Annotated in this window: 24 protein-coding genes; 10 read left to right on the forward strand and 14 right to left on the reverse strand. The window is 66.9% G+C overall.

The window, feature by feature from the left end; all coding sequences use genetic code 11:
- Nucleotides 1-10: 10 nt before the first annotated feature.
- Nucleotides 11-850, forward strand: a complete 840-nt coding sequence (locus AB431_RS18350; RefSeq protein ID WP_047331144.1) for a hypothetical protein — start codon at nt 11-13, stop codon at nt 848-850.
- Here the strand turns inward: AB431_RS18350 and AB431_RS18355 are convergent.
- From AB431_RS18355 to AB431_RS18365, 3 genes are all read right to left on the reverse strand, one after another.
- Nucleotides 842-2,212 carry a serine/threonine-protein kinase gene (locus AB431_RS18355; RefSeq protein WP_047331145.1) on the reverse strand — a complete coding sequence of 457 codons (1,371 nt, stop codon included), beginning with the start codon at nt 2,210-2,212 and terminating at the stop codon, nt 842-844. The genes AB431_RS18350 and AB431_RS18355 overlap by 9 nt on opposite strands.
- A 58-nt stretch (nt 2,213-2,270) precedes the next feature.
- Nucleotides 2,271-3,740 carry a sugar porter family MFS transporter gene (locus tag AB431_RS18360; RefSeq protein ID WP_047331146.1) on the reverse strand — a complete coding sequence of 490 codons (1,470 nt, stop codon included), beginning with the start codon at nt 3,738-3,740 and terminating at the stop codon, nt 2,271-2,273.
- 87 nt (nt 3,741-3,827) lie between these two features.
- Complete coding sequence (locus AB431_RS18365) at nt 3,828-4,511, reverse strand: HAD family phosphatase (RefSeq protein ID WP_047333552.1); 684 nt, start codon at nt 4,509-4,511, stop codon at nt 3,828-3,830.
- Between the two features lie 78 nt (nt 4,512-4,589).
- On the opposite strand from AB431_RS18365, the gene gnd reads away from it, so the two are divergent.
- Together gnd and zwf are read left to right on the forward strand one after the other, a co-directional pair.
- Nucleotides 4,590-5,603 carry a phosphogluconate dehydrogenase (NAD(+)-dependent, decarboxylating) gene (gene gnd / locus AB431_RS18370; protein ID WP_047331147.1) on the forward strand — a complete coding sequence of 338 codons (1,014 nt, stop codon included), beginning with the start codon at nt 4,590-4,592 and terminating at the stop codon, nt 5,601-5,603.
- On the forward strand, nt 5,603-7,018 hold the full coding sequence (zwf, locus tag AB431_RS18375) for a glucose-6-phosphate dehydrogenase (protein WP_047331148.1): 1,416 nt from the start codon (nt 5,603-5,605) through the stop codon (nt 7,016-7,018). Before gnd ends, zwf begins: the two co-directional genes overlap by 1 nt.
- On the opposite strand, the gene metH is transcribed toward zwf, so the two are convergent.
- Nucleotides 7,000-10,764 (reverse strand): methionine synthase, encoded by a 3,765-nt coding sequence (gene metH / locus AB431_RS18380; RefSeq protein ID WP_047331149.1) that lies wholly within the window; start codon nt 10,762-10,764, stop codon nt 7,000-7,002. The two genes, zwf and metH, sit on opposite strands and share 19 nt — an antisense overlap.
- A 206-nt stretch (nt 10,765-10,970) precedes the next feature.
- On the opposite strand from metH, the gene AB431_RS18385 reads away from it, so the two are divergent.
- From AB431_RS18385 to AB431_RS18395, 3 genes are all read left to right on the forward strand, one after another.
- Nucleotides 10,971-11,861: a PAC2 family protein gene (locus AB431_RS18385; protein WP_047331150.1), complete on the forward strand. Its 891-nt coding sequence runs from the start codon at nt 10,971-10,973 to the stop codon at nt 11,859-11,861.
- Between the two features lie 189 nt (nt 11,862-12,050).
- Nucleotides 12,051-13,226: an acyl-CoA dehydrogenase family protein gene (locus AB431_RS18390; protein ID WP_047331151.1), complete on the forward strand. Its 1,176-nt coding sequence runs from the start codon at nt 12,051-12,053 to the stop codon at nt 13,224-13,226.
- Between the two features lie 24 nt (nt 13,227-13,250).
- Nucleotides 13,251-14,354 carry an acyl-CoA dehydrogenase family protein gene (locus AB431_RS18395; protein WP_047331152.1) on the forward strand — a complete coding sequence of 368 codons (1,104 nt, stop codon included), beginning with the start codon at nt 13,251-13,253 and terminating at the stop codon, nt 14,352-14,354.
- 11 nt (nt 14,355-14,365) lie between these two features.
- Here AB431_RS18395 and AB431_RS18400 read toward each other — a convergent pair whose 3' ends face one another.
- The 8 genes from AB431_RS18400 to AB431_RS18435 form a co-directional block, all read right to left on the reverse strand.
- Entirely contained in the window at nt 14,366-15,244 is an 879-nt protein-coding gene (locus tag AB431_RS18400) for an SDR family oxidoreductase (protein ID WP_047331153.1), read from the reverse strand.
- 17 nt (nt 15,245-15,261) lie between these two features.
- Nucleotides 15,262-16,500, reverse strand: a complete 1,239-nt coding sequence (gene mshC, locus AB431_RS18405) for a cysteine--1-D-myo-inosityl 2-amino-2-deoxy-alpha-D-glucopyranoside ligase (RefSeq protein ID WP_047331154.1) — start codon at nt 16,498-16,500, stop codon at nt 15,262-15,264.
- 101 nt (nt 16,501-16,601) lie between these two features.
- The gene (locus AB431_RS18410; RefSeq protein WP_047331155.1) at nt 16,602-17,363 is read right to left on the reverse strand and encodes a 3'(2'),5'-bisphosphate nucleotidase CysQ; all 762 of its coding nucleotides are present in this window, start codon (nt 17,361-17,363) and stop codon (nt 16,602-16,604) included.
- Between the two features lie 18 nt (nt 17,364-17,381).
- Nucleotides 17,382-18,200 carry an SCO1664 family protein gene (locus tag AB431_RS18415; protein WP_047331156.1) on the reverse strand — a complete coding sequence of 273 codons (819 nt, stop codon included), beginning with the start codon at nt 18,198-18,200 and terminating at the stop codon, nt 17,382-17,384.
- Nucleotides 18,197-18,781: a DUF3090 domain-containing protein gene (locus AB431_RS18420; protein ID WP_047331157.1), complete on the reverse strand. Its 585-nt coding sequence runs from the start codon at nt 18,779-18,781 to the stop codon at nt 18,197-18,199. Before AB431_RS18420 ends, AB431_RS18415 begins: the two co-directional genes overlap by 4 nt.
- Before the next feature lie 105 nt (nt 18,782-18,886).
- On the reverse strand, nt 18,887-19,579 hold the full coding sequence (locus tag AB431_RS18425) for a histidine phosphatase family protein (RefSeq protein ID WP_047331158.1): 693 nt from the start codon (nt 19,577-19,579) through the stop codon (nt 18,887-18,889).
- Nucleotides 19,576-20,409 (reverse strand): undecaprenyl-diphosphate phosphatase, encoded by an 834-nt coding sequence (locus AB431_RS18430; protein WP_047333553.1) that lies wholly within the window; start codon nt 20,407-20,409, stop codon nt 19,576-19,578. Before AB431_RS18430 ends, AB431_RS18425 begins: the two co-directional genes overlap by 4 nt.
- A gap of 46 nt (nt 20,410-20,455) precedes the next feature.
- Nucleotides 20,456-20,743, reverse strand: coding sequence for a hypothetical protein (locus AB431_RS18435; protein ID WP_047331159.1), 288 nt, complete (start codon nt 20,741-20,743; stop codon nt 20,456-20,458).
- Nucleotides 20,744-20,944: 201 nt separating this feature from the next.
- Between AB431_RS18435 and AB431_RS18440 the strand changes: the two genes are divergently transcribed.
- Genes AB431_RS18440 through AB431_RS18450 form a run of 3 tightly spaced genes read left to right on the forward strand, consistent with a single transcriptional unit; the run spans nt 20,945 to nt 23,243 of the window.
- Nucleotides 20,945-21,931, forward strand: coding sequence for a YncE family protein (locus AB431_RS18440; protein ID WP_144418492.1), 987 nt, complete (start codon nt 20,945-20,947; stop codon nt 21,929-21,931).
- Nucleotides 21,928-22,182, forward strand: coding sequence for a DUF5703 family protein (locus AB431_RS18445; protein WP_071943661.1), 255 nt, complete (start codon nt 21,928-21,930; stop codon nt 22,180-22,182). The genes AB431_RS18440 and AB431_RS18445 overlap by 4 nt, the downstream gene beginning before the upstream one ends.
- A complete protein-coding gene (locus tag AB431_RS18450; protein ID WP_047331161.1) occupies nt 22,182-23,243 on the forward strand; it encodes a quinone-dependent dihydroorotate dehydrogenase in 1,062 nt (353 codons plus the stop codon). The genes AB431_RS18445 and AB431_RS18450 overlap by 1 nt, the downstream gene beginning before the upstream one ends.
- Here the strand turns inward: AB431_RS18450 and AB431_RS18455 are convergent.
- Nucleotides 23,240-23,770: a YbhB/YbcL family Raf kinase inhibitor-like protein gene (locus AB431_RS18455; RefSeq protein ID WP_047331162.1), complete on the reverse strand. Its 531-nt coding sequence runs from the start codon at nt 23,768-23,770 to the stop codon at nt 23,240-23,242. The two genes, AB431_RS18450 and AB431_RS18455, sit on opposite strands and share 4 nt — an antisense overlap.
- A gap of 26 nt (nt 23,771-23,796) precedes the next feature.
- Nucleotides 23,797-25,176, reverse strand: coding sequence for a M20/M25/M40 family metallo-hydrolase (locus AB431_RS18460; protein WP_047331163.1), 1,380 nt, complete (start codon nt 25,174-25,176; stop codon nt 23,797-23,799).
- A 60-nt stretch (nt 25,177-25,236) separates the two neighbouring features.
- Between AB431_RS18460 and AB431_RS18465 the strand changes: the two genes are divergently transcribed.
- On the forward strand, nt 25,237-25,926 hold the full coding sequence (locus tag AB431_RS18465) for a sensor domain-containing protein (protein WP_082135726.1): 690 nt from the start codon (nt 25,237-25,239) through the stop codon (nt 25,924-25,926).
- Nucleotides 25,927-25,959 lie beyond the last annotated feature (33 nt).

Genomic DNA, 25,959 nt, shown 5'->3' on the forward strand with positions numbered 1-25,959 from the left:
TGGTCGACCGATGACAGCTGGTCGCGGCCCGCATACCGGGTGGCTGGCCGCCGGTATCGCGCTGTTCGGCGCGCTCGCGCTGGCGGCGGGCATCGTCATCGGCACTCACGTACCGCGCCGCGCACCGGAGGATTCCCTGGCCGCCGATTTCGCCCGCTTGCAGTCGTCGCTGCACGCGATGGCCGGCATCGCGATCAGTGCGGTAGGCAGCGGGCGGCAACCGCTGGTGCTGGGCGACCTTCGCGGTGGCGCCGCCTGGTCCACCATCAAGGTGCCACTGGTGATCGCGGCGTTGCGCGCCGAGAAGCCGCCGGTCGTGACGCCCGCAATGACCGTTGCGATCACCGAGTCCGACAACGCCGCAGCGGAATCCCTTTGGGCGGGGCTCGGCGACCCCGGGACCGCCGCGCGGGCCGTCGACGCCATCCTGCGGCAGGCCGGCGATCCGACATCGGTTCAGTCGCGACGAACACGGCCGGAGTTCAGCGCATTCGGTCAGACGGATTGGGCGCTGGCCGACCAGGTCCGGTTCATCTCGGTGGCGTGGTGCGATCCGGTGAACGCCCCGGTCTTCGCGTTGATGGGGCACGTCGATGCCGCCCAGCGGTGGGGTATCGGCGTCATCGACGGCGCCCGGTTCAAGGGCGGCTGGGGGCCGTCCCCAACCGGTGGCTATCTGGTGCGCCAGCTGGGTGTACTCGCCACACCCGCCGGGGCTACTGCGATTTCTCTTGCCGCACAACCCGATTCAGGACGCTTTGAGGACGGCGTCGCCGACCTGTCGAAGATCGCGGACTGGCTGGTGGAGCATCGCGCGGCGCTGCCTGCCGGCAGCTGCGGGTCACCATAGGTAAACGCGGGCGTTGTTTCCGCCGGTACACGTGATCCAGTTGTCACCCGGGTACTGCTGGCACTGAACCACGAAATTCGAACCATTGCACTGCGCGCCGGGCACACTGCGGCAGTCGACCGCCCCCGGCGCGGACACCGCTCGCGGGATGCCGCTGGCGTTGCCGTATTGGGCCCAGTACGACGTCAGCACGCTCTTGGTGAAAAGGCATGTGGTTTCGGCAGTTCCACGTCCGGCGTGGGTGCCGAAACCGCCGGCATTCGGCAAACTGAAGCCGTCGTCGCAGGACTGGTGCAGCGCGCTCTGGTCGGGCCCCGGCACCACCTCGGCGGTCTTGGCGACCGGACCCATCGCCTGGCCCGAGTTGTCCCGGGCCAGCAGTCCGATGATCACCCCGATGCCACCGAGAATCAGCGCTGCCGCAACGGCGATCGCGGTCGGCAGCAGCCAGGAACGACGGCGGTCGTCGGACCGGGTGATGTCGGTCGGCCCGGTGGCTGACGGCGAGGTGGCGGTCGGGACCGCGTGCTGTGCGGTTGCTGCGAACTGCAGCGCGCGCTGGGCGCCACGACCGAGTCCGCCTGCGGTTCCGTACCGGTCATCGGGATCCTTGGCCATGCCCCGGGCGACGACGTCGTCGAATGCCGCCGGAACCCGGGGGTTGACCGTCGCAGGCCGCGGCGGCGGTGCCGTGAGATGCGCTGCGACCTGACTCTCGAGGCTGTCACCGGCGAACGGGGTCTCGCCCGTCAGCATCTCGTACATCACGCAGGTCAGCGCATACACATCCACCGCGGGAGTGGCCGGTTCGCCGTTGAACCGTTCGGGCGCCATGTATTTCAGGGTGCCGATCTGACTACCGGCTTCGGTGAGCCGGGTGGCGCCCTTGGTCTCGGCGATACCGAAGTCCACGAGATAGGCGAAGTCAGCCGGGGTGACGATGATGTTCTCCGGCTTGACATCCCGGTGGATCAATCCCGCGGCGTGTGCAGCATCCAGGGCCGCGGCCATCTGCGTGACGATGCCGACCGCACGCTCGGGGGCCAGCGGGCCCTGCGTGATCACCTCCGCCAGCGTCTGCCCCTGCACGAGGCGCATGTCGATGTAGAGCCTGCCGTCGATCTCACCCCAGTCGTGGATCGGAATGACATGCGGTTCTTGCAGAATGGCCGCGGCCTGGGACTCGCGTTGAAACCGGGCGCGGAAGGCCGGATCGTGGGAAACCCCGTCGGACAGGATCTTCAGCGCGACGGCGCGGCCCCTGGCGGTGTCATAGGCCTCGTACACCTCGCCCATTCCGCCCCGGCCGAGCAGGCGCGTGATCGAGTACTTGCCGAACGATGTGCCATCGCGCGGTTCCACAGACGCAGTATGTCCTCACGGACCGATCTTTGCCGCGGTAATCGGGCCAGACGTGCGGCTAGCCGGAGTGCGCCGGCGGCTTGTCCACGTGTAGCACCTCGGCGTGCATGTCCTCCAACGAGACGCCCTTGGTCTCCTGGACCCACTTCCACACGAACAGTCCCGACAGGACCGCGCACAGGCCGTAGAACCCGTAGGCGAGGCCCAGGTGCTCGCGCAGGCCGGGGAACGTCACGGTGATCAACCAGTTCGCCGCCCACTGCCCCGCCGCGGCCAGCCCCAGCGCGGCCGCACGGATGCGGTTCGGGAACATCTCGCCCAGCAACACCCATACGACCGGTCCCCAGGACATGCCGAACGCCACCACGAAGAGGTTCGCGGCGATCAAGGCGATCACCCCGGACGCGCCCGGCAGGCTCGGCTTGCCGTCGACCAGCGTCGCATTGGCGAAGATGACCGCCATCGTGATCAGGGTGACGGCCATGCCGGACGAGCCGATCAGCAGCAGCGGCTTGCGCCCGATCTTGTCGATCAGCGCGATGGCGATCAGCGTGGTCGCCACGTTCACCACCGAGGTGATCACGGTGTAGATGGCCGACTGGTCGGCGTCGAATCCGACGGCCTGCCACAGCACATTCGAGTAGTAGAAGATCACGTTGATACCGACGAACTGCTGGAAGATCGACAGTCCCAAGCCAACCCAGACGATGCCGTACAACCCGCCGGTGGGCTTGCGCAGATCCCGCCACGACGGCTTGTCCTCGCGCTCCAGCGTCTCGCGGATGCGGCTGATGGTGATCTCGAGGTTCTTCTCGCCCAGCAGCATCGTCAGAACGCGCCGAGCCTCGGGAATCTTGTGGCTGGCGACCAGATAGCGCGGCGATTCCGGAATGGTGAACGCCAGCGCGCCGTAGAGGACCGCGGGCAGGGCCATCGCCAAGAACATCCACCGCCAGGCGTCCAGCCCGAGCGCCAGTTCCTTGTTCGGGCCACCTGCAGCGTGCTGCAAGAGCCAGTTGACGACGAAGGACAGGAAAATGCCCGACACGATGGCGAGCTGCTGTAGTGAGCCGAGCCGGCCGCGGATACGCGGCGGAGACGTCTCGGCGATATACGCCGGCGCGATCACCGAGGCGATGCCGACGCCGATGCCGCCGACGATCCGGAAGATGACGACCGTCACGACGTTGGGCGCCAATCCCGTGCCGATCGCGCTGATGAGGAAGAACACCGCGGCGATCTTCATCACGGAGATGCGGCCGATGCGGTCGGCGATCCGGCCTGCGGACATCGCACCGGCGGCGGCGCCGAGCAAGGCCGACGCGACCGCGAAGCCGAGTTCGGTGTTGCCGATGCCGAAGTCTTCCTGGATCGAGTCGACCGCGCCGTTGATGACGGCGCTGTCGTAGCCGAAGAGCAGACCGCCCAGGGCGGCCACCGAGGCTATCCGGACCGCCGTGCCGCCCGAGGAGAATTCCGCATCCTCAAGTCCCGTGGGTGAGTCGCTGGTGGGTCCTTGGCCGGCCATGAGGCGTCCTTTCCGCAGCACTGCGAAACTCTGGTGCCGACTACGATTGCACAGTCGCAGCCACACCACGCCGATATCGGTCAGCCGTTACGCCGAGCGTTCGCGTAGCCCCAACTGCAGGTCTGTGTAGATCTGTCGCAGCTGCGGAATGCCCAGGCCTGCGAGTGATGAAACGTGGCGCCGACGGACACTGACCGGCACCTCGACCTCGTTGGGCACCACCAGCACTGGGCAGCCCGCCGCTTCGGCGGCCGCCGTTCCGGTGGTCGAATCCTCGATGGCCAGACAATCCTCCGCCATGAGCCCGAGCAGTTCAGCGGCACGCAGGTAGACGTCCGGTGCGGGCTTGCCGTCGGGTACCTCGTCACCGCAGACCGTCACCGAAAAATAATGCCTGCCAATGCTGTTGAGGGCGTTCTCGGTCAGTCCCCGGCGGGTGTTGGTCACCAGCGCCATGGGCACGCCCTCGGCCAGCAACGCATCGAGCAGCTCTCGGGCGCCGGGGCACCAGGGCAGCCCGCTCGTGAACAGCTCGCCGACGTAGTCGTGCATCCAGTCGGCGATCTGCGCCATGTGCTCCGGGTCAGGGTCCAAACCCAGGTCCGCGAAGACGATGCGGATCACGCCGTCGGCCGAACCACCCACGGTGGCGTCGCGGATCTCGGGTGTCAATACCCGTCCGTGACGGGTGTAGAGCTCGTTGATCGCGACGTCCCAAAGCTTTTCGGAGTCGACCAGAGTGCCGTCCATATCCCACAAGACCGCTCGCACGCCCACGATTGTGCCACGCGCGCGGCGAGGACTTCGAATCCGGCGAGTTTGCTGCCGTGGGATCACTAGGGTGACGCTATGCAACTCGGGATGGTCGGTTTGGGTCGAATGGGAGCGAACCTGGTTCGCCGGTTGATGCGGGACGGCCACGATTGCGTGGTGTACGACGTGAACCCGACCGCCGTCAGCGAACTGGAAGCGCAGGGCGCAACCGGCGCAGCCAGCCTCGAGGAGTTCGTCGGCAGGCTGGACGGCCCGCGGGCGATCTGGCTGATGCTGCCCGCCGCGATCGTCGACGAGACCCTCGACGCCCTCGTCCCGCTGCTCTCGGCCGGCGACACCGTGATCGACGGCGGCAACTCGTACTACCGCGACGACATCACCCGGGCGCAACGGCTTGCCGAAAGTGACCTGCATTACGTCGATTGCGGCACCAGCGGCGGCGTGTGGGGGCTTGACCGCGGCTACTGCCTGATGATCGGCGGCGAGACGGATGTGGTCGCCCGCCTCGATCCGATCTTCAAAACCATCGCCCCGGGCGTCGGTACCGCCGAGCCCACCCCGAACCGGCCTGCGAACGCAGGCGGAACCGCACCCGAGGGCTACCTGCACTGCGGCCCCAATGGTGCCGGGCACTTCGTGAAGATGGTTCACAACGGTGTCGAGTACGGGATGATGGCGGCCATCGCCGAGGGCCTGAGCATCATCAAGCATGCCAATGCGGGCACAGTCGATCGCGTGGTCGACGCCGAGACCACTCCGCTGCGCGACCCGTGGGCCTACCAGTACGACATCAACGTCGGTGAGGTTGCCGAGGTGTGGCGTCGTGGATCGGTGGTCGGGTCCTGGCTGGTCGACCTCATCGCCGACGCGTTCGCCGCATCACCGGATCTCGACCAGTTCTCCGGGCGGGTGTCCGATTCCGGCGAAGGACGCTGGACGGTGCTCGCCGCCGTGGATGAAGGCATTCCCGCCCCGGTCATCACCACCGCACTCTACGAGCGCTTCCAGTCCCGTCAGCTCGGTCAGTTCACCGACCAGATATGCTCGGCCATGCGCAGCGAGTTCGGCGGCCACGCGGAGAAGAAGTGATGCCCGAGAATGCTTCTGCTGCTGATGTTTTGGTGATCTTCGGTATCACCGGGGACCTGGCAAGGAAGATGACGTTCCGGTCGCTGTACCGCCTGGAGCGCCGTAACCTTCTCCACTGCCCGATCGTCGGCGTCGCGCTCGACGACTGGTCCGCCGACACCCTGCGGGAGCACGCCCGGGCCGCGATCGAGGCCACCGGCGAACCGGTGGACGACGACGTCTTCGCCCGCTTCGCAGGTCGGCTGTCAATGGTCTCCGGTGATTTCGCCGACCCGGCGACCTACGACAAGGTCGCTGCGGCGATCAAGGGGCGGGCCAATCCGGTGTTCTACCTGGAGATCCCGCCCTCGCTGTTCGGGCGGGTGGTGGACGGCCTCGCCGGTGCCGACCTCACCGCGAGCGCCCGGATCGTGGTGGAAAAGCCGTTCGGACACGACCTTTCGTCGGCCAAGGCGCTCAACGACCAGCTCAGCACCCACCTGCAGGAATGGCAGATCTACCGCATCGACCACTTCCTGGGCAAGGAACCGGCGATGGACATCCGTTACATCCGGTTCTCCAACTCGATCATCGAGCCGCTGTGGAACCGCGACCGGATCGAGGCCGTACAGATCACGATGGCCGAGAACTTCGGCGTGGAGGATCGCGGCCACTTCTACGATCCAGTAGGAGCGTTGCGCGACGTCGTGCAGAACCACCTGTTGCAGTTGATCGGGCTGATCGCCGCCGAACCGTCCAGTGGCGGCCCGGATGGCTTCCGGGACAAGCGGGTCGAACTGTTCAAGTGCATCCGGGCTGCCGACCCCAAGCATTACGTGCGTGGCCAGTACGCCGGCTACCTGGAGGTCGACGGCGTCGCGCCGAACTCGCAGACCGAGACGTTCACGGCATTGAAGTTGTACATCGACAATTGGCGCTGGTCGGGCGTGCCGTTCTTCATCCGGGCGGGCAAGGCTCTTCCATTGCGGGCCACCGAGATTCGGGTGATTTTCAAGCGGCCGCCGGCGCTGCCATTCCTGCCCACGATCGACGAGCAGAACGAGCTGATCTTCCGGATCGACCCAAGCCCCGGCGTGGACCTGGTGTTGCAGGCCAAGGAGTCTGGCGCCGACGCCACCCGCGCCGTCAACCTCAGCCTGGTGTTCGCCGACGAAATGGCCGAGGCCCCCGAGCCGTACGAGCGACTGCTCGGAGACGCCATGCACGGTGATTCGAGCCAGTTCATCCGAGAGGACGGCGTGGAGCAGACCTGGCGGATCGTGCAGCCGCTGCTCGATTCACCACCACCGGTCGAGATCTACGAACAGGGGTCGTGGGGACCGTCAGGAGCCGACGCGCTGGTCGCCGGGTATCCAGGTTGGCGTCAGCCCTGGCTGCCTGCGCCCGTCGGGCGCGATCAGTCCTCCGGGTTGTAACCCAGGTTGGGGGCCAGCCAGCGCTCGGCCTCCTGTAGCGTCCAGCCCTTGCGCCGCGCGTAGTCGGCAACCTGGTCCTGCGCCAGCCGGCCGACCACGAAGTACTGCGACTGCGGGTGCGAGAAGTACCAACCGCTGACGGCGGCTCCGGGCCACATCGCCATCGACTCGGTCAGCTCGATCCCGGTGCGCTCCTTGACGTCCATCAGCTCCCAGAGCGTCGCCTTCTCGGTGTGCTCCGGGCAGGCCGGGTAACCGGGGGCCGGGCGGATGCCCACGTACTTCTCCCCGATCAGAGCATCGTTGTCCAGCTTCTCGTCGGGCTGATATCCCCAGAACTCCTTGCGGACCCGCTGGTGCATCCGCTCGGCGAACGCCTCCGCCAGGCGGTCGGCCAACGACTCCAGCAGGATCGCGCTGTAGTCGTCGTGATCTGCTTTGAACTCGGTGATCTTGTCCTGGCCGCCGAGCCCCGAGGTCACGGCGAAGGCGCCGACGTAGTCGGCCAGACCCGTGTCCTTCGGTGCGACGAAATCACCCAGGGACCGGTTCGGGATGCCGTCGCGGTGCTCGCCCTGCTGGCGCAGATTACGCAACGTGGTCAACACCTCGGTCCGGCTCTCGTCGGTGTAGACCTCGATATCGTCACCGACGGCGTTCGCCGGGAAGAATCCGATCACCCCGTTGGCGGTCAGCCACTTCTCCTTGATCAGGGTGTCGAGCATCTCCTGCGCGTCGTCGTACAACTTGCGGGCGGCCTCACCCGACGCCGGGTTGTTGAGGATGTCCGGGAACCGGCCCTTCATCTCCCAGGCGTTGAAAAACGGCTGCCAGTCGACGAACTCGCGCAGCTCTGCCAAGTCGTAGTCCAAGAACTCCCGCACGCCGAGGCCCTGCGCGGGCACCGGCGGCGTGTAGCCGTCCCACTCGATCGGCGTCCGGTTGGCGCGCGCCTTCTCCAAAGTCAGCATCGGGCGCTCGTTCTTCTGCGCGTGCCGTTCGCGCAGGGACGCGTAATCCTTCTCGGTGGCCTCCAACAGGGCAGGCCGCTGCTTGGCATCCAGCAGCGCGGCGGCAACCGGCACCGAACGAGACGCGTCCTTGACCCAGACCACCGGGCCCGAGCGACGCGGCGCCACCTTCACCGCGGTGTGGGCGCGCGAGGTGGTCGCACCACCGATCAGCAACGGGATGTCCAGGCCCTGTCGTTCCATCTCGGCTGCGAAGTTGACCATCTCGTCCAGGGACGGGGTGATCAGACCGGACAGACCGATGATGTCGGCGTCGTGCTCCTTCGCCGCTTCCAGGATCTTGCTCGCGGGCACCATCACACCGAGGTCGATAACTTCGAAGTTGTTGCACTGCAAGACAACCCCGACGATGTTCTTGCCGATATCGTGGACGTCGCCCTTGACGGTGGCCATGATGATCGTGCCGTTGGTGTCCTTGGAGCCGGTGGTACCGGCCTCCTCCTTCTCCGCCTCGATGAACGGCAGCAGGTAGGCGACAGCCTTCTTCATCACCCGGGCCGACTTGACCACCTGAGGCAGGAACATCTTGCCCGAGCCGAAGAGGTCGCCGACGACGTTCATGCCGTCCATCAGCGGGCCCTCGATCACCTCGATCGGGCGCCCGCCCGCAGCGGCGATCTCGGCCCGCAGTTCCTCGGTGTCATCGTCGACATGGGCGTCGATGCCCTTGACCAGAGCGTGGGTGATCCGCTCGCGCACCGGCAGCGATCGCCACTCGGCAGCCGCGGGGTCTTCGCCCTTCTCCGTGCTGTTGAAGCGCTCCGCGATCTCCAAGAGGCGTTCGGCCGCGTCCTCGCGACGGTTGAGTACGACGTCCTCGATGCGCGTCCGCAGCTCGGGATCGATCGAGTCGTACGGCACCAGCGCACCGGCGTTGACGATGCCCATGTCCAGTCCGGCCTTGATGGCGTGGAACAGGAACACCGCGTGGATCGCCTCGCGCACCGGGTTATTGCCCCGGAACGAGAACGAGACGTTCGAGATGCCGCCGGAGATGTGCACCCCGGGCAGGTTCTCCTTGATCCATGCGCAGGCCTCGATGAAGTCGATGCCATAGGAGGCGTGTTCTTCGATGCCGGTCGCGAGCGCAAAGCAGTTCGGGTCGAAGATGATGTCCTCGGGCGGGAAGCCGACCTCTTCGGTCAGGACCCGGTAGGCGCGCGCGCAGATCTCCTTGCGGCGCTCCAGGTTGTCGGCCTGGCCCTGTTCGTCGAAGGCCATCACGACGACCGCGGCGCCGTATTTGCGGCACAGCTGGGCCTCGCGGATGAACTTCTCCTCGCCCTCCTTCATCGAGATCGAGTTGACGATCGGTTTGCCCTGCACGTTCTTCAGGCCCGCCTCGATGACCTCCCACTTGGAGGAGTCGATCATCACCGGGACGCGGCTGATATCCGGCTCGGCCGCGATCAGCTTGGTGAACCGGTCCATCGCGGCGACGCCGTCGATCATGCCCTCGTCCATGTTGATGTCGATGACCTGCGCACCGACCTCGACCTGCTGCAGCGCCACCGACAGTGCGGTGTCGTAGTCCTCGGCCTTGATGAGGTTGCGGAACCGGGCGGAGCCGGTGATGTTGGTGCGCTCACCGATGTTCACGAACAGCGAGTCGTCGGTGATGTTGAGCGGCTCGAGGCCGGCAAGCCGGGTGGCCACCTCGATCCGCGGCACCTCACGCGGAGCCTTACCCTCGACGACCTTGGCGATCTCCGCGATGTGCGCCGGCGTCGTTCCGCAGCAGCCACCGACCATGTTGACCAGACCCGCGTCGGCGAAGTCGGCGACGTAGCCGGCCTGACGCTTCGGGGACTCGTCGTACTCACCAAAGGCGTTGGGCAGCCCGGCATTCGGGTAGCAGGAGACGAAGGTGTCCGCGATGCGTGACATCTCGGCGAGGTAGGGCCTCATCTCCGGCGCGCCCAGCGCGCAGTTGAGACCCACCGCGAGTGGCTTCGCGTGCCGGATCGAATTCCAGAACGCTTCGGTGACCTGACCGGACAGCGTCCGCCCGGACGCATCGGTGATGGTGCCGGAGATGATGACGGGCCAGCGGCGTCCGCGCTCCTCGAACAGCGTCTCGATCGCGAAGATCGCGGCCTTGGCGTTCAGGGTGTCGAAGATCGTCTCGACGATGAGCAGGTCGGCACCACCGTCGATCAAACCTCTGGCGGCGTCGAAATACGCGGAGACCAATTGGTCGTAGGAGACGTTGCGGGCTCCCGGGTCATTGACGTCGGGTGAGATCGACGCGGTTCGCGTCGTCGGCCCCAGGGCCCCGGCCACGTAGCGGGGCTTGTCGGGCGTACTGAACTCGTCGCAGGCCGTGCGGGCCAGGGCGGCGCCGGCGACGTTGAGCTCGTAGGCCAGCTCCTGCATGCCGTAGTCGGAGAGCGAGACAGCGTTCGCGTTGAACGTGTTCGTCTCCAGTATGTCGGCGCCGGCTTCGAGATATTCGCGGTGGATGCCCTCGATGATGTGCGGCTGCGTGAGCGTGAGCAGGTCGTTGTTGCCGATGAGATCGCTCGGCCAGTCGGCGAACCGCTCGCCGCGGTACCCGGCCTCGTCCGGCCGGTCGCGCTGAATCGCCGTGCCCATCGCGCCGTCGATCACCATGATCCGCCGGCGAAGCGCAGCCGTCAGTTCGTCGGTGCAGTCGGGCCGGAGGTTCGGCTCAAAGCCGTTCGACTCAGAGGTGCTCACAAACGTTCCTTCCATGACGGAAGGCGTCCTTGACTCTGCCGAGCGTGGCGGACACCGGTAGCTGGCCGGATCCGTTGCAACGCCTCTCGACGGTGAAAAGTCTACGTCGCCATGCAATCGACTTCTGGACGCCCAACCCGTGCAGTCGCACACACGTCAACACACCAGGGTAGTCGGTCCGAGAAGGCTCACCGGAGCCGAGCAAGCCTTAGGCTGAGGTTGTGACAGCCTCGAACTTCAGCGGCACGAAAGGCCCGGACCTGCCCGAATTGCAGAACACGATCATCGTCGCGGCTTTCGAGGGCTGGAACGACGCCGGTGACGCTGCCAGTGACGCGCTCGAGCACCTGGACGCCATCTGGGAGGCCGACACGATCATCGAGATCGACGACGAGGCGTACTACGACTACCAGGTGAATCGTCCGGTGATCCGGCAGGTCGACGGGGTGACGCGCGAACTGGTGTGGCCGTCGATGCAGATCTCACACTGCCGGCCGCCCGGGTCGGACCGTGACATCGTGCTGATGCACGGGGTCGAGCCGAACATGCGGTGGCGCACCTTCTGCGCCGAGTTGCTGGCGATCGCCGACAAGCTGAACGTGGACACCGTGGTGATCCTCGGGGCACTGCTGGCCGACACGCCGCACACCCGGCCGGTTCCGGTGTCCGGCGCGGCCTACTCTCCCGAATCGGCGAAGTTCTTCGGACTCGAGGAGACCCGGTACGAGGGCCCGACCGGAATCGCGGGCGTGTTCCAGGACGCGTGTGTGGCCGCGGGCATCCCGGCGGTGACGTTCTGGGCGGCGGTTCCGCATTACGTGTCGCAGCCACCCAATCCGAAGGCCACCGTCGCGCTACTGCGCCGAGTCGAGGACGTGCTCGACATCGAGGTGCCGCTGGCCGACCTGCCTGCCCAGGCCGAGGAGTGGGAGCAGGCCGTCACGGAGATGACCGCCGACGACGAGGAGATCGCCGAGTATGTGGCCTCCCTCGAGCAGCGCGGTGACGCCGAGGTGGACATGAACGAGGCGTTGTCGAAGGTGGACGGTGACGCGCTGGCCGCGGAGTTCGAACGGTATCTGCGCCGGCGGGGTCCGGGCTTTCGCGGCTGACGTCACGGATCTGCGTTGGTGCCGCCGCGACGAGCGCATCCAACGCCTCGGCTATCGAACTCATGTTCGGATTCAATGACCGTCCCCTGACAGAATTGCGCGGTGGCCGGGAGGTCCTGCCGACCAGTTGGTAGGGCTGCGCTAACGTGCAATGGATACTGCCGAGTAACAAGAATCGAGGTTGGACTCGTGAAACTGGCACTCAGTGACGAGGACGTGAAGTTCCGCGACGAGCTGCGCGAGTTCTTCACCACCGAAGTCCCCGCCGAGATCCGCGAGCGGGCCCGCACGGACAGCCTGAACTTCCCCGATGACGCGATCACGACTCAGCGGATCCTGAACAAGGCCGGCCTGGGCGTGCCGAACTGGCCGGTCGAATGGGGCGGCAAGGACTGGACTCCGCTGCAGCGCCAGATCTGGGCCGACGAGATGCGCATGGCCTGCGTCCCCGAGCCGCTGGCTTTCAACGCCAGCATGGTCGGACCGGTGATCGCGCACTTCGGCTCGCAGGAGATCAAGGAACGCTTCCTGCCGCCGACGGCGAACCTCGACATCTGGTGGTGCCAAGGTTTTTCCGAGCCCGAAGCCGGCTCCGACCTCGCCTCGCTGCGCACCGTCGCCGTGCGTGACGGTGACGACTACGTCATCAACGGCCAGAAGACCTGGACGACGCTCGGCCAGTACGCCGACTGGATCTTCGTGCTGGCCCGCACCAACCCGGAGGCGCCGAAGAAGCAGGCCGGCATCTCCTTCATTCTCGTGGAGATGAACACCCCGGGTATCACGCTGCGGCCGATCAAGCTGATCGACGGCAGCTACGAGGTCAACGAGGTGTTCTTCTCCGACGTCCGGGTGCCCGCCAACCAGCTCGTCGGCGAAGAGAACCAGGGCTGGAGCTACGCAAAGTTCCTGCTGTCCAACGAGCGCACCGGCATCGCGCGAATCGGCACCACCAAGTTGTGGCTGGCCGATGTCAAAGAGCACGCCGCCGAAACCCGCGTCGGCGCGGGCAGCCTGCTCGAAGATCCGCTGTTCGCTGCAAAGGTCGCCGAGATCGAAAACGAGCTGCTGGCACTGGAACTCACGCAGCTGCGGGTCAGCGGTGACGAGGGCACCGGCAAGCCGAACCCGGCGTCGTCGATCCTCAAGCTCCGGGGCAGCCAACTGCAGCAGGCCGTCACCGAGTTGGCTGTGGAGGTGGCCGGGCCGGATGCGCTCCCGTTCGACGGCGGCGCCGACATCGAATCTCCGCTGTGGGCGCAGCACGCGGCGCCGAAGTACCTGAACTATCGCAAGACCTCGATCTACGGCGGAAGCAACGAGGTCCAACGCAGCATCATTTCCTCGACGATCCTGGGACTGTGACATCAACGGCGGAGAGGGCCGACCATGAACTTTGACCTGACCGACGAACAAGAACTCCTGCGCGACACCGCTCGCGAGGTGTTCTCCCGCACCTACGACATCGAGACGCGCAACAAGACCGTCGACTCCGAGCTCGGCTGGAGCCGCGAGGTTTGGCGCCAGTTGGCCGAAATCGGCATTCTCGGACTGGGTTTCGAGCCCGAGGAATCCGGCCAGATCGAGATCATCGTGGTCATGACCGAGCTCGGCCGCCGCCTTGCGCCTGAGCCGGTCGCGGCCGCCGCACTGATCCCGGGCGGCCTGATCGCCGAACTCGGCAGCGACCAACAACGCGCTCAGCTCGACGACGTCGCCGCCGGTGAGCGCCTGCTGGCACTGGCCCACACCGAGAAGGGGCTGCGCGGCCTCGACGAGTTGTCAACTCGGGCAACCAAAGACGGCGACTCGTGGACTATCACCGGTCGCAAGAATCCGGTGCTGGCCGGTGACAGTGCCGATACTCTAGTCGTCACTGCGAGCCTGCCCGACGGTGGCGTCGGCGCATTCCTCGTCGACGCAGAAGCGACCACCCGTCGCTCGTACCGAACCTTCGACGGGCAGCGCGGAGCCGAGATCGACTTCGCCGACACCCCGGCGCAGCCGCTCGGCGACGGCGGCGATGCCAGTGAGCGAATCCACGCGACGCTGATCCGTTACTCCTCGGCGCTGTGCGCCGAAGCTGTTGGCGCCATGGATGAATCACTGCGCCTGACCACGGAGTACCTGAACGCCCGCAAGCAATTCGGAGTGCCGCTCAAGACATTCCAGACGCTGACCCAGCGGGCCGCCGACATGTACGTCTCGCTGGAACTGGCCCGCAGCATGAACTACTACGCGGCGATGTGCATCACCGACGGCCGGTTGGATCCCGTGGTCGCGGCCCGAGCCAAGCTGCAGATCGGGCGGTCGGGCAAACACATCTCCCAGGAGTCGATCCAGATGCACGGCGGTATCGGCGTCACCGCGGAATACCCGGTGGCCCACTACGCCGCACGACTGACCGCGATCGACCAGACCCTGGGATCGGCCACCGATCAGCTGCGCTTCCTGAGCTCGCAGGTGGGCAACTACGGCGCCGTCGCGTTGTAAGACGCCGTAGGTCAGGGACTTTCCAGCTCCTCCAACCGGGAACTGGTCGAGCGGCCGAGCGCGGCCACCTCCGCATCCATCTTGGGCAGGATGCGAGGAACCAGCGCCGCGATCGGCTTCTCTCCCAACGGCGTTGACAACAGCGGCTTCAACCAGCGGAACGCGCTCACCCAGCCGGGCACGTTGATCTGACGCTTGCGTTCCTCGATGCCCTTGACGAACGCCTCGCCGCATTTGTCCACGCTCGTCGTGTTGCCCAGCGGTTTGGGCACCCGCGAGAGCATCTCCTTGAAGCTGGCGAGGTCGTTCTTGGCGTCCTGCACCATCGGGGTGTCTATCCACGACATGTGCGCCGAGCCGACGTCGACGCCCTGGTGCGCCACCTCCAGACGCAGGGTGTTGGCGAAGTGCTCGACGCCGGCTTTGGCGGCGTGATACGGCGCGAGTCCGGGCGAAGCGGCGTAGGCCGCGAATGACGAGACGATCAGCACGTAACCGCGACGGGAGATGATCGACGGCAACGTGGCGCGGACTGTGTGGAAAACGCCGAGAACATTGATGTCGAGCAGGCGCTTGAATGCTTCCGGATCGACCTGCAGTACCGACCCGTATGTCGCGATGCCCGCGTTGGCCACCACGACGTCGATACCGCCGAACCTTTCGGCGGCCTGGTCGGCCACCGCCTGCATAGCCGCCAGGTCGCGCACATCGGCGACGGCGGTGAGCACGTGGTCGGTACCGAGTTCGGCGGCAAGTTCAGCCAGTGGCTCGGCGTCGATATCGGTCAGGACGAGTTTGGCATTCTTGCGCCGCAGCCGGCGCGCCACATCGGCGCCGACCCCGCGGGCAGCCCCGGTGATGAAGACGACTTTGTCGTTGACGGAACCCATGGCCGTCAAAAGTACACCTAGAGCGGCACACCCAACAGCGCGTCGACCGCGGCCGCGACCGCGGCGGGCGCCGCGTCGTCGTGGCCGCCGTACTCCAACGCGTCGGTGACCCAACCATCAACGGCAGCAAGCGCTTTGGGGGTGTCCAGGTCGTCGGCCAGGTACTGGCGCAGCCGGCCGATGACGTCGCCGGCATCCGGACCGGCGGGTAGTGCGACGGCGCCGCGCCACCGATGTAGCCGGGTGCTGGCCTCGTCGAGCACCGCGGCGCTCCACGACCGGTCGCTGCGATAGTGCCCGGCGAGCAGGCCGAGCCGGATGGCGGCCGGATCCACACCCTGCTCACGCAGCCGGGACACCAAAACCAGATTGCCCCGGCTCTTGGACATCTTGTGCCCGTCCCAGCCGATCATCCCCGCGTGCACGTAGTGCCGCGCGAACCTACGCTCCCCCACCACACATTCGGCATGGGCGGCAGAGAACTCGTGATGCGGAAAGATCAGGTCGCTGCCGCCGCCTTGCACGTCGAAACCAAAGCCGATGCGATTCAAGGCAATCGCCGCACATTCGACATGCCACCCGGGCCGCCCAGGTCCGAACGGCGCGGGCCAGCTGGGCTCGTCGGGCCGGGCGGCCCGCCACAGCAGTGCGTCGAGCGGATCGGCCTTGCCGGGCCGATCCGGGTCGCCACCGCGCTCGGCGAACAGCCGCGTCATCGTGTCGTGGTCGTAGCCCGACTCGTAGCCGAACTGGGTGGTCGCGTCGGCGCGGTAGTAGATGTCGGGGTACTCGGCGTCGTCGACCACATAGGCAGCCCCGGACGCCAGCATCTTCTCAACCAGCTCGACGACCTCGCCGATGGTGTCGGTGGCGGCGACATAGTCGTGCGGCGGCAGCACCCGCAAGGCCGTCATGTCCTCGCGGAACAGCTGGATCTCCCTGGCGCCCAGTTCGCGCCAGTCGACCCCGTCCCGGTTGGCCCGCTCGAACAGCGGGTCGTCGACGTCGGTGATGTTCTGCACGTAGTGCACCCGATGTCCGCCGTCCAGCCAGATCCGGTACACGAGATCGAATGCCAGGTAGGTCGCGGCATGGCCCAGGTGCGTCGCGTCGTACGGCGTGATGCCACAGACGTACATCGTCGCGGTGTCCCCCGGCGACGTCGGGCGGACCTGACGGTCGGCGGTGTCATACAACCGCAGGGCGGGCCCACGGCCGGGCAGCTGCGGGATGTCGACGGCCGGCCAGGACTGCATGGCCTCGACTCTAAGGGTTTCGCTGTTCACGGCGCTCTCAGGTGGTGTGGTGACCGGGACTCTGTCGAAGACACTGACAACGAAAGTTCCGGTTTGATTCCCTAGCTCGCCAGCCACATGGCATCAAGCAGCAGATCGGCCACCTCGGACCGGCACATCAACAGGTCGGGCAGGTACGGGTCGGGCTGGTTGTAGCGCAGCGGCGACCCGTCGATCCGGGTGGCGTGCAGACCCGCGGCCTGCACCACCCCGGCCGGGGCGGCCGAGTCCCACTCCCACTGGCCGCCGGCGTGGATGTAGGCGTCGGCGTCGCCGCGCACCACTGCCATCGCCTTGGCGCCGGCCGACCCGATCCGGAGGAACTCGATGTCGAGGCGATCCCGCAGCCGCCACAGCACTGCGGGCGGCCGATTGGAACTTGCCGTGATGCGGATCGGTCCGGGTGGCGCCGGCGGAGGGGCGGTGACGGTGTCCGACCGATGCACCTCGCCTATCGCAGGCAGCGCGACGGCGGCGTCGGTGATTCTGCCGTCGGGTCCACCGGTGCGCTGCCACAACGCGACGTGGACGGCCCAGTCCGCCCGGCGCGGCATCGAGAACTCGCGGGTGCCGTCCAGCGGGTCGATGATCCACACCCGGTCGGCCTGGAGTCGCTTCAGGTCGTCGTAGGCCTCTTCGGAGAGCACGGCGTCATCGGGCCGCTCGGCGCGCAGCCGGCGCAGGATCAGAGCATTGGCGCGCACGTCGCCGGCATCGCCCAGGGCCGGCGGGAAATTGAACCCGACCTCGTCACGCACCGACAGCAGCAGCCGGCCGGCCTCCTCGGCGAGGTCGGCAGCCAGCGCGGCGTCGGTCATGCTCATCAGGTCAGTATCACTTCCTCAGAAGGCCGGCCAGGGAATCGGCCGGTGGCGGTCAGGGCCCGGCATGACGGGCTCGGCCAGCAGCGTCCGGACCCGCCGCCGCAACGCCGCGACCTCGGCCGGGGTGATGTGTTCGCGCAGCTGGTCGGCGAGCGGGCCGGCCAGCTCCTCACCGAGGTCGGCGACCGACTCCAGCGTCTCGTCGTCGATCGGCTTGCCGGCCCAGCCCCACAGCACGGTGCGGAGCTTGTCCTGGACGTGCAGCGACACCCCATGATCGACGCCGTACACCCGGCCGTCGACGCCGGCCAGAATGTGCCCGCCCTTTCGGTCGGCGTTGTTGACGATCACGTCGAAAACCGCCATCCGGTGCAGTCGCTGATCGTCGGCGTGCACCAGAGTGACATCGTTGCCCGCGTAGTCGTAGGCGCGCAGCACGGAAAGGTAGCCCGGCGGAATGGATCCCGGTGGGCAGATGTCGACGAGGTCGGGCCCTTCGGGTTCGCTGTCGCCGCTGTCGCCGGGTTGGTCGACCCATAGCTGCAGCATCCCGGGGCCGGCCGGACCGTCACGAATGATGGTGTACGGCACGATGTTCCAGTCCAATGCCGTCGAGACCAGATACGCGCCCAACTCCCGGCCGGCCAGGGTGCCGTCGGGGAAATCCCACAGCGGTTGCTCACCGGCGACCGGTTTGTAGACGCAGTGCACGGTGTGATCAGACCAGGTGGATTCACACAGGAAGGTGGCGTTACTCGCCGAGCGGATCCGCCCGAGGATGGTCAGCTCGCCGCAGCGCAGCGCATCGCGGGCCGAGGCCTCGTCGGCGTTGGTCACGAGTCGAGATCGTCGTCGGTCTCGCCGAGGGCGCCACGCCGATATCCGTTGGTGCGCACGCAGATGTGCCCCTCCGGGTCGAGCGGCTCGTCGCAGAGCGGGCACGGCGGACGTCCGGCGGAGATGACCCGGGTCGAGCGGGAGGCGAATTGCCGGGCCGACTCGGGCGTGAGGAAAACCCGCACCGCGTCGGGACCCTCCTCGGCGTCGTCGAGCACCACCGAGGCGTCGAACTCGGTTTCGGAGACGGCGAGCAGTTCGACGACGACGGTCTGCGCCTCGGAGTCCCACCCGAGGCCCATCGTGCCGACCCGGAACTCGGCGTCCACCGGGGTGATCAGCGGGCTGAGGTCCTCGACATCGGTCTCCGGTGGCAGCGGCGTGCCGAACCGGCGGTTGATCTCGACCAGCAGCGCCCCGATGCGTTCGGCCAACACCGCGACCTGTTGTTTTTCCAGGATGACGGAGACGACCCGGCTGTCGTGAACTGCCTGCAGATAGAAAGTCCGGTTTCCGGGCTGCCCAACGGTCCCGGCGACGAATCGGTCGGGTGTGCGGAAGACGTGAATTGCGCGGGCCATGTTATTTCCAAAATACCGGCTTCACGCAGCGGCGCTGTAATTGGACGCCGTCGAGTCGACGATGCCGCCGAGGAACGAGGCGGAGGAGAAGCGAGACTGTTGGCCCTAGTCCGTCGACCCGCCCACGACGGCGTCGTCGGCGGTCTTGTCATCCTCCGCCGGTGGCGGCGCACTGAGCGCGGACGCGAGTTCGGCTCCGGTGTGGTTGACATGCACCACAAATGGGCGAAACGGCGTGTAGCGAATCACACTCATCGACGCCGGATCGGCGGTGATCCGCTGGAAGCTGTCGAGATGCGAGCCGAGCGCGTCAGCGACGACCGCCTTGATCACGTCGCCGTGCGTACAGGCAACCCACAGCACGTCATGACCGTGCTCTTCGGCGAGCCTGCGGTCATGCTCGCGCACCGCGGCCACCGCGCGGGCCTGCACCTGGGCCAGGCCCTCGCCCTCGGGGAAGACGGCCGCGCTGGGCTGCTGCTGCACCACCGCCCACAGCGGCTCGTTCACCAGGTCCTTGAGCGCCCGACCGGTCCACTGGCCGTAATCCACCTCGGCGAGCCGCTCCTCGATCACCGGTTCGAGGTCGAGCTCGGCGGCCAGCGGTTCGAGGGTGAGGCGGCAGCGCAGCAGCGGGGACCGCACCAGCGCCTTGATCGGCAGGCCCTTGACCCGGTCGACGAGAGCGGCGGCCTGGGCCTGTCCCTTCTCGTCGAGTTCGACGCCCTCGGTCCTACCGGCAAGGGTGTGCGCGGTGTTGGACGTCGAGCGGCCGTGCCGCAACAGGATGACGGTCAACTGGCCGCCACCACACCGGCGCTCAGCAGTGCCATCACAACCAGCGCCAGCACCACCCGGTAGCCGACGAACCAGTACATCGCGTGGTTGGCGACGAAGCGCAACAGCCAGGAGATCGCCGCGTAGCCGACGACGAACGTGATGACCACCGACACCAGCAATTGCGTCCCGGTGGCGCTCATTCCCTCGGTGACCGGATGGAAGGCATCGGGTAGTGAGAACAGACCCGAGGCCAAGACAGCCGGAATGCCAAGGAGGAAGCCGAATCTCGCTGACAGCGGACGGTCGATGCCCAGGAAGAGGCCCGCACTGATCGTCGAACCGGACCGGGACACGCCCGGCACCAGCGCCAGACACTGCGCCAAGCCGACCAGCAGGCCGTCCTTCCAGGTCAGCTGCTCGATATGGCGGGTCTGCTTGCCGAAGTACTCGGCGGCGGCGATCACGGCCGAGAACACCAGCATCGCGGTGGCGATCACCCACAGGTTGCGGACCTCGCCGCGAATCGCCTCTTTGAATGCCACACCGATCACGACGATCGGCAGCGTGCCGATGATGACGTACCAGCCCATCCGGTAGTCGATGTTGTCCCGGTGGGCCTTGACGAACAGCCCGTTGAACCAGGCTTTGAGAATCCGCCAGATATCGCGGGCGAAGTACACCACCACCGCGGCCTCGGTGCCCAACTGGGACACCGCCGTGAACGATGCGCCGGCATCCGCAGAGAAGAAAACGCGGGACACGATCGCCAGATGGCTCGACGACGAGATGGGCAGGAACTCGGTCAGGCCCTGAACGATCGACAAGACGACGACCTGCAACCACGACATCGGCGCGACATCCACGTCGCCGACCGTACTGGATAGAGCTGGGGGCTCAGCGCACCGGTTGAGCGTGGGCGACCGCGTCGCGCACCGCCGCAGTGAGGCTGCGCTCGTCGTCGACGTCGAAGTCGGTCAGGCTGCGGGCCGCGGTCGCGACCACGTCCTCCTCGTGCGGCACGGGACCGGCCAGGCGCGGGTGGTAGACCTCGACCAGAAGCTGGCCGCGGTGGACCCAGAAAGAGAAGCTGCGACCATCGCCGAGGTGACCGAAGCCGCTGGCGAACACACCAGTGGAAATGTCTTCGATCGCGAACTCTCGCCCGTCAATGGCCAGCGTCATGAGCTCACCATAACGCCAGTTACGGGACAAGAGAAGACAAACACGTCGATTTGTCTTCCCTGCGTCCGCCTAGACTTCCCGATCGACAGGTGGCGACGACTGAGTCGCTCGATCTTGAACACAATCGGGGGCTACCCGTTGGCAGAAGTCGTAAACCGGACCAGCTTGCGCAGGTACACGGCCATTTTTTCGGCGTTTGCCCTGCTCACGGTCGCTAGCTCGACTGCTTGCTCATCAAATCCGCTGGCCACTGCGCCGCCGACGATCGAACCGGCCGGCCCCGCAGTGTCCCCGCCACCGGCCACTCGTCCTACTGGTGAGATCCTGCCGCTCGGCGCAAACCCGCAAGCCGCCGTTTTCGACGAACGCACCGGGTCGCTGGCAGTTCTCACGCCGGGCGCCGACGCCCAGGCCGCCGCGACGCTGACGTTGTTCAACTCCTCCGGCGTCCCCCGTGAACTCACCTTGCCCGGCTCGGCCAGCGCGCTTGCCGGCGACGGGCAGGGGTCGGCATACCTGTCCACCCGTGGTGGGTACGTCACCGTCGACCTGGCAGCAGGCACCGCGACGCCGGTGTCGATCAACGATGAGGCCGGCACCGACTTCACCGCCATCGCCCGCCGCGCCGACGGCCGGCTGGTGCTCGGCAGCGCCGACGGAACCGCCTACACCCTGGGCTCGGACAGCGCCGTGTCGGAGAAGGTGAAGATCTTCGCGCGGGTCGACGCCATGGTCACCGAGGGCAACAACGCCGTGGTCCTCGACCGCGGGCAGACCTCGGTGACCTCGCTGAACACCGAGGGCCGCACCCAGCAGTCGTTGCGCGCCGGTGAAGGCGCCACCACCCTGGTGGCGGATCCGCAGGGGCGGGTGCTCGTCACCGACACCCGCGGTGGTCAGCTGCTGGTGTTCGGTGTCGATCCCCTGATCGAGCGGCAGGCCTACCCAGTCCCGGAGGCGCCGTACGGGTTGGCCGGATCGCGGAATCTGACCTGGGTTTCGCAGACCGCGTCGAACATGGTTGTTGGTTACGATTTGACGACTGGTATCCCTGTGGAAAAGGTGCGTTACCCGACCGTGCAGCAACCGAACTCGTTGGCCTTCGACGACAAGTCCGACACGCTTTACGTGGTGTCGGCGGCCGGTGCCGGGGTGCAGGTCATCCGCAACGCGGCGGGTGGCCGGTGAGCGCTGCGCATCGCGGCGGAATGCCGGCGAGCTGGGAAGTCGAGCTGTCCGATGACTACGAATGGATCCCCCTGCGGCTACCGCCGGACGTCACCCGCATCAGCGCGTCGACCCGACTGTCGATCGAAGCCGAGTACCGCGGCTGGGAGCTGACTCGCGTTCGCCTATATACCGACGGTAGCCGTCGAGTCCTCTTGCGGCGCAAGAAGTCTCGGTTCAACGGTCAAGCCGCCGACCAACCCGAGCTGTGATGTACGACGCGCTGCGGCGGGCATTCTTCCTGGTGCCTGCCGAACGCATTCACACATTCGTATTCAGCTCGCTGCGGGCCGCGACGGCCACCAACGCCACCCGCGAGAGGTTGCGCCGCCGGCTCGCACCCCGCGACCCGGTGCTGGCCAGCATGGTGTTCGGGGTGCGATTCCCCGGCCCGATGGGCTTGGCCGCCGGCTTCGACAAGGACGGTCTGGGCCTGAAGACTTGGGGCGCATTGGGATTCGGTTACGCGGAGGTGGGCACGGTGACCGCGCAGCCGCAGCCGGGCAATCCACTGCCGCGGCTGTTCCGTCTCCCCGAGGACCGCGCGCTGCTCAACCGAATGGGCTTCAACAATCACGGCGCCGGACAGCTGGCGTTGCAGCTGGCCCGTTACCGGCCCGATTCACCCGTCGGGGTCAACATCGGCAAGTCGAAGGTGACCCCGCCGGAGGAAGCCGCCGACGATTACCGTGCCAGCGCACGACTACTCGGCCCGCTGGCCGACTATCTGGTGGTCAACGTCAGCTCCCCCAACACGCCCGGCCTACGCGATCTGCAAGCGGTCGAATCGCTGCGGCCCATCCTGTCGGCCGTGCTGGAAGAGACGTCGACGCCGGTCCTGGTGAAGATCGCCCCCGACCTGTCCGACGAGGACGTCGACGCCGTCGCCGATCTGGCCGTCGAGCTGGGCCTGGCCGGGATCGTTGCGACCAACACCACGATCTCGCGGGCCGGCCTGCGTACGCCCGGCGTCGACCAGCTCGGCGCCGGCGGGATCTCCGGGCCCCCCGTGGCGCGCCGGTCGCTGGAAATCCTGCGCCGGTTGTATGGCCGGGTCGGCAAGGACCTGGTGCTGATCAGTGTGGGCGGCATCGAGACGGCCGACGACGCGTGGGAACGCATCACCGCCGGTGCGACGTTGCTGCAGGGCTACACCGGGTTCATCTATGGCGGCGGCTTGTGGGCCAAGGAGATCCACGACGGTATCGCCGCCCGACTGCATGCCGGCGGATTTTCCTCGTTGAGTGAAGCAGTCGGGTCGGCGGCGCGTTAGTTCTGCTCGTAGGTCCCGTGAATGACCGCGCGCGCAATGGAATTCATGAACAGATTGAATCCGAGGTAAGCCGGGCTGGCGTCCTCGGTCAGCTCCAGCTTCGGCACCTTCACCGCGTGGACGGCAACGTAGTAACGGTGGTAGCCGTGACCCTGCGGCGGGGCGGCGCCGAGGAACCGGCGGATGCCGGCGTCGTTGACGAGGGTCAGCGCATCGCCCGGGAGAACCGAGCCGTCGCCGACACCGGAGGGCAATTCGGTGACGGTGGCGGGCAGGTTGGCCACCGCCCAGTGCCAGAAGCCGGAACCCGTGGGGGCATCGGGGTCGTAAACGGTGACGGCGAAGCTCTGCGTCTCCTCGGGGAAGCCCGACCAGCTCAGCTGCGGTGAGACATCCTCACCACCGGCACCCATGATGCCGCTGACCTGAGCGTTCTTCCATTGCTCGCCGTCGGCGAAATCGGTACTGGTGAGCGTGAAACTGGGCAGCTTGGGCAGGAATTCGTAGGGGTTGTACGGAAATGCCATGTGCTGGTTTTCCTTTCGTTGTCTCTTCAGCAGTTCTTCAAGAAGTGCTCGAGCACCCGGGTGCCGAAGTGCAGTGCCTCCACGGGTACCCGTTCGTCGACGCCGTGGAACAGTGCGGCGAAGTCCAACTCGGGCGGCAGGCGTAGCGGAATGAATCCGAAGCACCGAATGCCAAGTTTGGCAAAGGCTTTCGCGTCCGTTCCGCCGGACAGCATGTAGGGCACGGTCCGAGCCTCTGGATCGACGGCCAGCAGCGCGTCGTTCATCGCGTCGACGAGGTCGCCGTCGAACGTGGTTTCGTACGAGGGAAGGTCACGTTCCCAGGTTCGGGTTACGTCGGGACCGATCAGCTCGTCGATCTCCCGCTCGAAGGCTTCCTTGCGCCCCGGCAGAACCCGGCAGTCGATGACCGCCTCGGCGGTCTGCGGGATGACGTTGGCCTTGTAGCCGGCTTTGAGCATGGTGGGGTTGGCGGTGTCGCGCAGCGTCGCGCCGACGATGCGGGCGATGCCGCCGAGCTTGGCGATCGTGCCGTCCAGATCCGGCGATTCCAGATCGAAGCTGTAGCCGGTCTCTTCGGCCACGGCGGCGAGGAACTGTTCCACGGAATCGGTTAACACCAGCGGGAATTGGTGGCGCCCCAGGCGGGCGACGGCCTCAGCGACGGCGGTGACGGCGTTGTCGTCGTGCACCATCGAACCGTGCCCGGCGCGACCCCGGGCGGTCAGGCGCATCCAGGACAGCCCCTTCTCAGCGGTCTCGATCAGGTAGAGCCGGCGCTCCCCGCCGTCCTTGTGGGGCACCGTGAGCGAGAAGCCGCCCACCTCGCCGATGGCCTCGGTGATGCCGTCGAACAAGTCGGGGCGATTCTTGATCAGCCACTGCGCACCGTAGGTGCCACCGTGCTCCTCGTCGGCGACGAAGGCGAACACCAGATCACGCGGGGGCACGATGCCGGCACGCTTGAAGTGCCGAGCGACGGCGATCATCATGCCGCACATGTCCTTCATGTCGACCGCACCGCGGCCCCACACATAGCCGTCCTCGACGGCGCCGGAGAACGGGTGCACGCTCCAGTCCGCAGGCTCAGCGGGCACGACGTCGAGGTGACCATGGATCAGCAGCGCACCGCGACTGGGATCGGCGCCGGGCAGCCGGGCGAAGACATTGCCTCGGCCCGGCGCTCCGGACTCGATGTACTCGCATGTGTAGCCGACGGCGCCGAGCTGCTCGGCCACCCAATGGGCACACTCCGCCTCACCCTTGGTGGTCGCCAGCTCGCCGGTGTTGGAGGTGTCGAACCGGATCAGGGAACTGACGAGATCGACCACCTCGTCGACGGCGTGTGTCACAGTCCCCTTTCCTACCACTGGCGCGAAGCGGCCGTCGGCGCGGAGGTCGGCCATTACCACACGTTTCCCAAGAACCACTCGCGCAACACGCCGATTTAGGGTTTGATTTAGCGGGTGACCCCCCGCCTGCCCGTGATCGCGGCGCTGCTGTGCCTGTCGGTCAGCAGCTGCTCGGCCGTCACGACTGGTACCGCATTGCGGGCTGACCCGGTGCCCCTGACGAGCCCGGACGGGTTGCCTGCGTTGCTGTTGTCGGCGCCGGACGTGGGCGCGGCGCTGGCCAGCGACGACGTCGTCGTCACCACCGACGTGAGCAAGGCGTGGAACGACAGCGCCCACTTCGCCGATGCGAACTGCCTGGCCATCGCCGGTGCCGCTCAGCAGGGTGTCTACGCGGGCAGCGGGTCGACAGCCATCCACGGCCAGGTTCTGCGGGAGGCTCCGACGGCCCCGCAGTGGTCGCATTTCGCCGTGCAGGCGGTGGTCTCGTTCCCGACCGCCCAAGCCGCTGCGGACTTCTTCACGGCGTCGCAGCACGGGTGGGCGGCCTGCTCGAACCGGGAGCTCAACTACGCCCAGCCGATCGGGCCGCCGCAGGTGTGGTCCGTCGGGCAGACCACCACCGACCACGGCGTGCTGGCGGTGTCGCGGGTGCAGCGGAGCCCGCAGCGATGGGCCTGCCAGCGGGCGTTGACCGTGCACAGCAATGTCGCGGTCGACGTCGAGGCGTGCAGCCTGGACGGGCCGACGGCGGCGGCCAGTGCAATCGCCGGACAGATCGCCGGGCGGCTGCCGTCGGCCTAGTTTGGGCTGGTTTTGGGCTGCGGTCCCCGATCC

This window comes from Mycobacterium sp. EPa45, from assembly GCF_001021385.1.
In the GTDB taxonomy this organism is placed as follows: domain Bacteria; phylum Actinomycetota; class Actinomycetes; order Mycobacteriales; family Mycobacteriaceae; genus Mycobacterium.

What these genes read in the sequence shown, in the direction of transcription:
- mshC (WP_047331154.1), bottom strand. Translation starts at nt 16,500, where the DNA reads ATGCAGTCCTGGCCGGCCGTCGACATCCCGCAGCTGCCCGGCCGTGGG.
- AB431_RS18400 (WP_047331153.1), bottom strand. Translation starts at nt 15,244, where the DNA reads ATGGGTTCCGTCAACGACAAAGTCGTCTTCATCACCGGGGCTGCCCGC.
- metH (WP_047331149.1), bottom strand. Translation starts at nt 10,764, where the DNA reads ATGGAAGGAACGTTTGTGAGCACCTCTGAGTCGAACGGCTTTGAGCCG.
- AB431_RS18460 (WP_047331163.1), bottom strand. Translation starts at nt 25,176, where the DNA reads ATGGCCGACCTCCGCGCCGACGGCCGCTTCGCGCCAGTGGTAGGAAAG.
- AB431_RS18350 (WP_047331144.1), top strand. Translation starts at nt 11, where the DNA reads ATGACAGCTGGTCGCGGCCCGCATACCGGGTGGCTGGCCGCCGGTATC.
- gnd (WP_047331147.1), top strand. Translation starts at nt 4,590, where the DNA reads ATGCAACTCGGGATGGTCGGTTTGGGTCGAATGGGAGCGAACCTGGTT.
- AB431_RS18450 (WP_047331161.1), top strand. Translation starts at nt 22,182, where the DNA reads ATGTACGACGCGCTGCGGCGGGCATTCTTCCTGGTGCCTGCCGAACGC.
- AB431_RS18410 (WP_047331155.1), bottom strand. Translation starts at nt 17,363, where the DNA reads ATGAGCATGACCGACGCCGCGCTGGCTGCCGACCTCGCCGAGGAGGCC.
- AB431_RS18420 (WP_047331157.1), bottom strand. Translation starts at nt 18,781, where the DNA reads ATGGCCCGCGCAATTCACGTCTTCCGCACACCCGACCGATTCGTCGCC.
- AB431_RS18360 (WP_047331146.1), bottom strand. Translation starts at nt 3,740, where the DNA reads ATGGCCGGCCAAGGACCCACCAGCGACTCACCCACGGGACTTGAGGAT.
- AB431_RS18435 (WP_047331159.1), bottom strand. Translation starts at nt 20,743, where the DNA reads ATGACGCTGGCCATTGACGGGCGAGAGTTCGCGATCGAAGACATTTCC.
- AB431_RS18395 (WP_047331152.1), top strand. Translation starts at nt 13,251, where the DNA reads ATGAACTTTGACCTGACCGACGAACAAGAACTCCTGCGCGACACCGCT.
- AB431_RS18455 (WP_047331162.1), bottom strand. Translation starts at nt 23,770, where the DNA reads ATGGCATTTCCGTACAACCCCTACGAATTCCTGCCCAAGCTGCCCAGT.
- AB431_RS18430 (WP_047333553.1), bottom strand. Translation starts at nt 20,409, where the DNA reads ATGTCGTGGTTGCAGGTCGTCGTCTTGTCGATCGTTCAGGGCCTGACC.
- zwf (WP_047331148.1), top strand. Translation starts at nt 5,603, where the DNA reads ATGCCCGAGAATGCTTCTGCTGCTGATGTTTTGGTGATCTTCGGTATC.